The sequence below is a fragment of the Desertihabitans aurantiacus genome, from assembly GCF_003344635.1.
Lineage (GTDB): Bacteria > Actinomycetota > Actinomycetes > Propionibacteriales > Propionibacteriaceae > Desertihabitans > Desertihabitans aurantiacus.
The window spans coordinates 1-1,725 of sequence record NZ_QPKK01000455.1; the positions used below are offsets into that span (position 1 = coordinate 1).

The 1,725-nt window shown below is 75.9% G+C and carries 2 protein-coding genes and 1 pseudogene; all 3 read right to left on the minus strand.

The genetic code is table 11. The annotated features are described in order from the left end of the window. Positions 1-339 (minus strand): annotated as a pseudogene (locus DVA66_RS20120) (hypothetical protein); the annotation flags it as partial. Positions 340-341: 2 nt separating this feature from the next. Next, positions 342-1,337 (minus strand): AAA family ATPase, encoded by a 996-nt coding sequence (locus tag DVA66_RS20125; protein ID WP_157974192.1) that lies wholly within the window; start codon positions 1,335-1,337, stop codon positions 342-344. Then, on the minus strand, positions 1,334-1,725 hold a 392-nt coding region (locus DVA66_RS20130), incomplete at its 5' end, for a hypothetical protein (RefSeq protein WP_232822098.1). The genes DVA66_RS20130 and DVA66_RS20125, both read right to left, overlap by 4 nt.

Consider the following 1,725-nt stretch of genomic DNA (forward strand, 5'->3'; position numbering starts at 1 on the left):
CACCCGCACCGCCGCCTCCCCCAGCCCGGTCGCCGCGCCCGACGGCGGGTCGAGGTCGCAGCGCGCCGGCGCCGGCACGGTCAGCCCCACCAGGGTGCCCGGGTCGGCGGCGCGCAGCCGGTACTCCACCACGTCACCCAGCTGGACGCGGTGCCCGCTCAGCCTGCCCTCCGGCGCCTCGGACGTCCCCGGCCGGCGCAGCACCCCCAGCGCGGCCCAGGCGGCGAACGGGGCGGCGAGCACCAGCAGCGCCACCTGGGAGGTGAGCACGGCCAGCGTCCCGGACAGCACCAGCAGCACCACGGCCCGGACCAGCGCCGGAGACGGCCGCAGCCGCACGGCTAGTCCTCCGGCCGGTACTCGGCGGGCACCGGCACCCGCTCCAGCACCGAGCGGACCACCTGCTCACCGGTGACGTTGCTCATCCACAGCTCGGGCCGGACGGTGACCCGGTGGGCCAGGGTCGGCACCGCCAGCGCCTTGACGTCCTCCGGACGCACGTAGCGGCGGCCGGCGATCAGCGCGTGCGCCCGGGCACAGGTGAGCAGGGCCAGCGACCCGCGCGGTGAGGCCCCGACCAGCAGCGCCGACTCCTCCCGGGTGGCCGCGGTGACGGCGACGGCGTAGCGGCCGACCTCGGGGTGGAAGTAGATGTCCTCGCAGGCCCGCTGCACCTCCAGCAGCTCCTCGGGGGTGAGGACGGCGTCCACGCTCTGCTCCTCGGAGCGCCGGCCGATCCGGCGAGCCAGCACCTCCCACTCCTCCGCCTCCGACGGGTAGCCGAACTGCAGCCGCAGCAGGAAGCGGTCGAGCTGGGCCTCCGGCAGCGGGTAGGTGCCCTCGGTCTCGACCGGGTTGGCGGTGGCGAGCACGTGGAACGGCCGGGGCAGCCGGTGGGTGACGCCCTCGACGGTCACCTGCTTCTCCTGCATCGCCTCCAGCAGCGCCGACTGGGTCTTCGGGGGCGTCCGGTTGATCTCGTCGGCCAGCAGCAGCCCGGCGAACAGCGGCCCGGGACGGAAGTCGAACTCGGCGCGGCGCTGGTCGAACACGTAGCTGCCGGTGAGATCGGCGGGTAGCAGGTCGGGGGTGAACTGGGCGCGGCGGAAATCGAGCCCGAGGGCCTGGGCGAAGCTGCGGGCGGCCAGTGTCTTGCCCAGCCCGGGGAAGTCCTCGATGAGCACGTGCCCGCCGGCGACCACCCCGGTGAGCACCAGCTCGAGCGCCTCCCGCTTGCCGACCACGGCGCGCTCGACCTCGGCCAGCACCCGCTGGCAGTGCTCGGTGGCGCGGGCCAGCGTCTCCGCGCTGGGAGGGCTGGTGGTGGGGTGGCTCACAGGGACCGGATCTCCTCGAGGATGGTGCGCAGCTGGCGCCGGGTCGGCGTCGGCGGCGGGTCGGCGGACAGGTAGGCGGCCAGGGTCGGCGGCAGCGGGCCCGCGCCCGGCCGGCGCCGGCGGGCCTCGACCAGGTCGGTGAGGGTGGTGTGCAGGGGGCGCAGGTTCATCCCGCGCTCGGCACCCCACAGCTGGGACTCCAGCACCCGCACCCGCGGGTCGGCCTGGCGGGTCGGCGCTGGTCCGCCGGGTTCGGGGAGGACCGCGAGCGGCGGGTCGGCGGGCTCGACGACGTGGCGGACCAGGAAGGCGCCGGCGGCGACCGCGGCGGCCAGCAGCACCCAGAATGGCAGGTGCAGCCCGAATCCGACCAGTGTGGCGACGAGCC